At 59.4% G+C, this 5,870-nt stretch carries 3 protein-coding genes, 4 pseudogenes and 1 other annotated feature; of the genes and pseudogenes, 2 read left to right on the top strand and 5 right to left on the bottom strand.

Annotated elements, in window-relative coordinates:
- The first annotated feature begins 83 nt into the window (after nt 1–83).
- A protein-coding gene (locus ACP15P_RS23035) for an IS630 family transposase (RefSeq protein ID WP_424926437.1) occupies nt 84–1,044 on the top strand; the annotation gives its coding sequence in 2 pieces (ribosomal slippage) (nt 84–428 and nt 430–1,044; 960 coding nt in all).
- A gap of 15 nt (nt 1,045–1,059) precedes the next feature.
- On the opposite strand, the pseudogene ACP15P_RS23030 reads toward ACP15P_RS23035, so the two are convergent.
- The 3 genes and pseudogenes from ACP15P_RS23030 to ACP15P_RS23020 all read right to left on the bottom strand — a co-directional run.
- Nucleotides 1,060–1,725 (bottom strand): annotated as a pseudogene (locus ACP15P_RS23030) (IS110 family transposase); the annotation flags it as partial.
- 278 nt (nt 1,726–2,003) lie between these two features.
- A pseudogene (locus ACP15P_RS23025) lies at nt 2,004–2,925 on the bottom strand (IS3 family transposase); the annotation flags it as partial.
- Nucleotides 2,520–2,629: a sequence feature (AL1L pseudoknot), on the bottom strand. (Overlaps the previous pseudogene by 110 nt.)
- Nucleotides 2,926–3,282: 357 nt before the next feature.
- A complete protein-coding gene (locus ACP15P_RS23020; protein WP_424930760.1) occupies nt 3,283–4,296 on the bottom strand; it encodes an IS110 family RNA-guided transposase in 1,014 nt (337 codons plus the stop codon).
- A gap of 173 nt (nt 4,297–4,469) precedes the next feature.
- Here ACP15P_RS23020 and ACP15P_RS23015 point away from each other — a divergent pair.
- Nucleotides 4,470–4,826, top strand: a pseudogene (locus ACP15P_RS23015) (transposase); the annotation flags it as partial.
- Nucleotides 4,827–4,858: 32 nt separating this feature from the next.
- On the opposite strand, the pseudogene ACP15P_RS23010 reads toward ACP15P_RS23015, so the two are convergent.
- A pseudogene (locus ACP15P_RS23010) lies at nt 4,859–5,155 on the bottom strand (integrase core domain-containing protein); the annotation flags it as partial.
- A 9-nt stretch (nt 5,156–5,164) separates the two neighbouring features.
- A partial coding sequence (locus ACP15P_RS23005) for a transposase (protein ID WP_424929514.1) occupies nt 5,165–5,870 on the bottom strand: 706 nt, incomplete at its 5' end.

The raw sequence follows: 5,870 nt of genomic DNA, 5'->3' as shown, positions 1-5,870 counted from the left end.
TAAAGCGGTTTGCGTTTGATCTGAATCGAATTGGGATTCACAAGCCCGCCTTCGTCTGATTCACTTCTGTTTGGAGGTGGATCATGGGCAAACCTTACTCTTTGGACCTTCGGGAACGGATTTGCGCCTACGTCGCTAAGGGCAATTCGGCCCGTTCAGCGGGGCGGCTGTTCGGTGTGAGCGCAGCCACGGCGGTGCGATTGGCAGCGGAGCACCGTAAACACGGCACGGCGGTTCCCAAGCCGCAAGGTCGTACCGCCGGCCGGTTCGGCAAACTCGCCCCGCACCGGGACTTTTTGCTGGAGATCGTGCAGGCCGAACCGGACATCACGCTCAAGGAACTGGCCGCCGCCCTCGCAGAGACACATGGCGTGGAAGTACAGCTCTCCTCGCTGCACCGCGCGCTCGAACGCGCCGGACTGTCATATAAAAAAAGGACTGATCGCGGCGGAACGTGACCGACCGGCGTTGCTCCAGGCCCGCCGTGATTGGATCAAGCGCCGCCAGCCCCGTATGCGCGCGGAGCCGCACAGGCTGGTTTTTATCGATGAAACTGCCGTGAAGACGAACCTCACACGGTTGCGCGGTCGGGCCCCTGTCGGTGAGCGGCTTTATGCCGGGGCACCTTTTGGCAAATGGGGCACGCAGACCTTCATCGCAGGGCTGACGCAGGATGCCCTGATCGCACCGTGGGTGATCAAGGGAGCCATGAACGGTCCGGCCTTCGACACTTACATCGAAACCCAACTGGCCCCGGCGCTCGAACCCGGAACAGTTGTGATCCTCGACAACCTGTCCACCCACAAAAGCCCGCGTGCGGCACAAGCCCTGAAAGAGCGCGGCTGCTGGTTCTTGTTCCTGCCCGCATACAGTCCCGATCTCAATCCCATCGAAATGGCCTTCTCGAAGCTCAAAGCCCACCTGCGACGCATCGGCGCCAGAACCTTTGAAACATTGTTTCAGGCGCTCGGAGACATCTGCGATCTGTTCGACCCGCAGGAGTGCTGGAATTTCCTCAAAGCTGCAGGGTATGCCTCAGATTAAACGCAAAACGCTTTAGATCATTACATCCAGATCAGCGATCTCATCGTGCAGCTCGAGATAGCGCCGGGCCAGAGACTTCAGGGAAATCCGGTAGGCGGTCTCCATGTCACGAAAACCGGTCATGTCCGGCCGCGAGGCAGCCAAGGTGCGGATCTGTTTCATGCGTGTCATGTGACGAACACTGTCGCGCATCGCATCCGGCGCTGAGACAATCGTGTTGCCGATCATTTGGAGCGCAATTCTACGGGCCTGTACCGCTGTTTTCCGGACGGCCTTAAGCACCCGTAATGCCTCTGTCATTCCATCGCGCGTCTTCGGTGTGACGGTTCGTTTCCCCGCGAAGGCAGCATGGGCTGCAGCCTCAACATCCAGCGTATCGGATTTTCCCCGGGCACGGCGATCATGTTTGTCCGGTCCGGTGATCTCCATGACCGAAACCCCGGCTTTCTGGAAATATCGCAGCACGCCGGCACCATATGTCCCTGTTGCCTCGATCCCGACGCGGCGGATTTCGCCAAACGAGCGTATCCATTCCAGCATCAGCCGGTAGCCCTGTCGCGTCGTGGCGAAACTTTCACTGGCCAGTAAGTGATCGTGGTCATCCACCACCGCAGCGACATGCAGATCCTTGTGTGTATCCACACCACCAGTGATCGATTGTGCCGTTTGTGTCCCGTCCATTTTATCCTCCCGTCTCTTCAACCGGACTTCCATCCGCATCCGCCGGGACAGGACAGTAACGTGACAAATGTCAGGCCCTTCTCGGGTCACCGTGCTGCGCGGGGAACCCCCCCTCCCTGCAGGACGGTCCGGGCGGTCGACAGGTCCGCGGAAAGACACGTCACGTCGATCTGAGTGTGGGTCAGACCACGCCGGATGCCCTGCAGCACCAGTGACGATAACGGTCCATCGCTGTGAGGGTCAGACCGCCCCGCCAGACCGGCCTGAATAAACTTACTATCCGAATGATGAACCAGGCCCGATCCAGGTTGCCGCTGATGCACGGCCTGCTCCAAAGCATCCAGAACAAACCCGGCATGGGCCGTTCGACTGACCCGCCAGCCCACGATGCGACGCGCGAAGGCATCGATGACGAAAGCCACGTGAACGAAACCCTGCCATGTCGCCACGTAGGTAAAGTCGCTGACCCACAGCATGTTGGGAACAGGTGCCTTGAACCGACGGTTCACCTTGTCCAGCGGACATGGCTGAGACTTGTCCGGGATGGTCGTCCTATGCTTCTTGCCACGGATGATGCCTTCCACGCCCAGTTCTTTCATCAGCCGCGCCACCGTGCATCTGGCCACAACGAAGCCTTCCCGGCGCATCTGGTGCCAGACCTTGCGAACGCCATAGACCTTATAGTTCTGTTCCCAGACGCGTTCGAACTCGGGCTTCAATGTCACATCCCGCTTCGCCCGATCCGACAGAAGATCAGGGTTCACCCGTTTGGCCATGTGATCGTAGAACGTGGACGGGGCAATCGGCAGGTGCTTGCAGATCGGCTCGACCCCGATGGTGTCACGGTGCTCTTCGATAAAGGCGATCATGTCCTGGACTGGCGGTCGAGCTCCGTCCCGGCGCCCGGCAGGCGATTGAGAAACAATCGGCCGAGAGGGTGGCAAAATACGCCGAAGCCTTCCGCAGGATCTCGTTCGCTTGCTTCAGTTCGCGGTTCTCGCGCTCCAGTGCCTTCAACTTCTCGGCCATCTCGGTCGTGATACCGGCGCGGTCCCCCCGATCGACTTCGGTCTTCTTGAACCACTTGTTCAGCGTCTGCGGCGCGCAACCGATCTTCGAGGAAATCGACAGGATCGCCGACCAGCGGCTCTCATGCTGCCCGGCGTTGTCCAGAACCATGCGAACGGCACGCTCGCGCATTTCGGGGGATTACCTGTTCGTCGTCTTGCTCATGATGCTCCATCCCACTCAGGAGTTGGAGCCTCCGGCAAACCCGGGGCGTGTGTGGATGCCCCCGGTTTTGCAAGCTGATTTTTCGACGGTTGGGCTGGGCTTCAATCGTTCGTGTGTCAGGCCTCATGATGTGGCTTGTCTGGCGCCACGGGCCGGTATGCTGTTCGGAAGGCAAGGCCCACATCGGTTCAGAGAGCTATGACGCTCGAGCCCCGGGACTGGGTGGCCTCGCCTTGAACTTTGAAGTCCGTGTTGCTTACTCCGTCGGTCGATCACCTTGCCCAGGCCTTGCGGCCATGCCGTTTCCCAGTCCGAGGATCAGGGTCACGCCATTCTGTAATTCTCCTGTTTCGTCGTCATCGCCCAGATCATGCGGGCCATCTTGTTGGCCAGCGCCACGGCTGCCACCATTCGGGGCTTGCGCGCGACCAGATTGGCCAGCCAGCGATTGGCGCTGCCACCCATGCGCACAACCCATCGGATCACGCTCATGGCTCCGACGATCAGGAGCTTGCGGATGTCGCATTGCCCCATCTTGCTGACGGCTCCAAGCCGGGCTTTGCCGCCCGTTAACCTTTGTCGCGGCACCAAACCCAGCCATGCAGCAAAGTTGCGACCGCTATCGAAGGTCGAGAGATCCGGTGCGAAGGCGGCAATGGCACCCGCAGTGACTGGCCCGATGCCCGGCACGGTGCTAAGCCGCCGCAACTCATCATCGGTCTTTGAGGCGCGCTCAAGCTCGTCAGCCAGCTGCTCGACAAGCTCGGTCAGGCGGCCGATCTGCTCAAGGTAGAGCACGCCCATCTCGCGCACTGGACTGGGTAAATCCACATCAGGCTGAGCAAGCGCCTGTTCCAGCAGTTTCAAGCTCGCCGGACCTTTGGGTGCCACCAGGCCGAACTCAGCCAGATGCCCCCTCGACGCGTTGATCAACTGGGTCCGCTGACGCACAAAACACTGATGTGTTCGGAAGGCGACGGCGCGCCCTCGTTTCTCAGTGCTCTTCACCGCCACGAAACGCATGCTCGGGCGGCTGGCTGCTTCGGCAATGGCCTCGGCGTCGGCACGGTCTTTCTTCTGGCGCTTTACGAACGGCTTCACATAGGCAGCGGGGATTAACCGCACCTCATGGTCATACGACTGGGCAACACGGCCCCAATGATGCGACGTCGCACAGGCCTCCATCGCTACTGCGCAGTGCGCTTGCTCCGCCAATAGCTGATACAGCCTTGGTCGCGAAACCGACTTGTTGAAAACAACAGTGCCGTCAGCCTTGACGCCGCAAATCTGAAAACTGCCCTTGGCAAGATCAATCGCCAATATGCTAATATCTGACATGGATGCCTCCCTCGCGTTGGTTCCTAAGAAACCGTTATGGCACATTCGATGCCGTCGGGTGGGGGCATCCACCGCATCAGTTCAATTCGGTCTTAGGCAGTAGATGCACTAACCCATTGATGGGACGCGTTTATCAGAACAATACGTGCACATTCTGACCTTCGGAGGTTCGCATGGCACAGCATTTCCTTCTGTCAGCGGCGGCGCGAACCCCGTCGTTGAAGTCGATCTTTTCGCACGGGGAAGATGCGGCATATGGTCGTTTCTGTCGATTGCGCTGGCCGGAGACGGATGGCGCGACGGTCTGCCCGACCTGCGGCTGCCTCGACATCTACGATCTGTCCACCAGGCGCCGGTTCAAATGCGCAGCGTGTCACCGGCAATCTAGCGTGACGTCAGGCACGATCTTTACGCCCCGCAAGCTCCCCTTTCTCGACCTGCTTGGTGCGATTTGCCTCTTTATGAACGCATCGAAAGGGCTCTCCGCGTTTCAACTATCGAGAGGTGGTTGCGGTTTTTCGACCAGTTTTCCGCCGGGCTAAGCTATAGCACGGGTTTCATGTCAGGCGGCGGTTTTCAGGCTCACGGGTCGGCTATCATATTCCTCCGTCGGCGTCAGCAGCCCGTGCGATGAGTGCGGACGCCTCTCGTTGTAACAGCTGATCCAGTTGCCGCTGCCTTCGCGGGCCCCGGAACCGGTCTCGAAGGCATTCAGGTAGACGCATTCGTACTTCAGCGACCTCCAGAGACGTTCGATCATCCGGTTGCCAATCCAGCGGCCTCGACCGTCCACGGATATCTTCACCGATGCTGCGCGCAACACCCCGGTGAAGTCGGTGCTGGTGAATTGCGAACCCTGGATGCCCTTCTAACAGTCAAGTGCTGATTTGGTTTTCGCGATCTCGAGGTTTCGTTTTCGGATGATGTGGTAGGCCTCCCGGGAAATGTAGCGCTTCAGACATCGGATTGCCTCCATTTTTGACTGGCCGTCTGCGACCCGACGCTCAACATATACTTTCGTTCGCGCGTCGGTTCGCAGACGGCCTATGGCGATGATGTGGAGGGCAGAGTTGGCTGCCCGATCTCCGCCCCGGTTCAAACGGTGACGCTGTACTTTTCCTGATGAAGCGGGAACAGGACTGACCCCGCAGAGTGCGGCAAACGCTGCCTCCGACCGCAAACGCTCCGGGTTATCGCCAGCGGTTATCAAAAGCTGTGCCGCGGTCTCATACCCTATTGATGGCCGGGCAATCAGGTCCGGTGCCAAACTGTCGACGATTTCCCTGATCAGGGTATCGAGGTCAGCGGCCTCATCGGTCAGCTCGAGATACCGGCGTGCGAGCGATTTCAGTGCGATCCGATAGGCCGATGTTACATTCCCGCTGTCCGTCAGATCGGGTCGCCATGCCGCAAGTGTTCGGATCAGCTGCATCCGGCTCATGGAACGGAGTTGCTCTCGCAGGTGATCCGGGGCGCTCACAATGTTGTTCTGGATAAGCTGAAGGGCAACGCGGCGGGCGGAGACTGCTGTTTTCCTGCAGGTTTTCAGAACACGTAATGCCTCGATCATGCCA

It is taken from the genome of Amaricoccus tamworthensis (assembly GCF_049800875.1).
GTDB lineage: Bacteria > Pseudomonadota > Alphaproteobacteria > Rhodobacterales > Rhodobacteraceae > Amaricoccus > Amaricoccus tamworthensis.
Note: the sequence above shows the minus strand (reverse complement) of the source record. Positions and strands in the feature narration are given on the sequence as shown.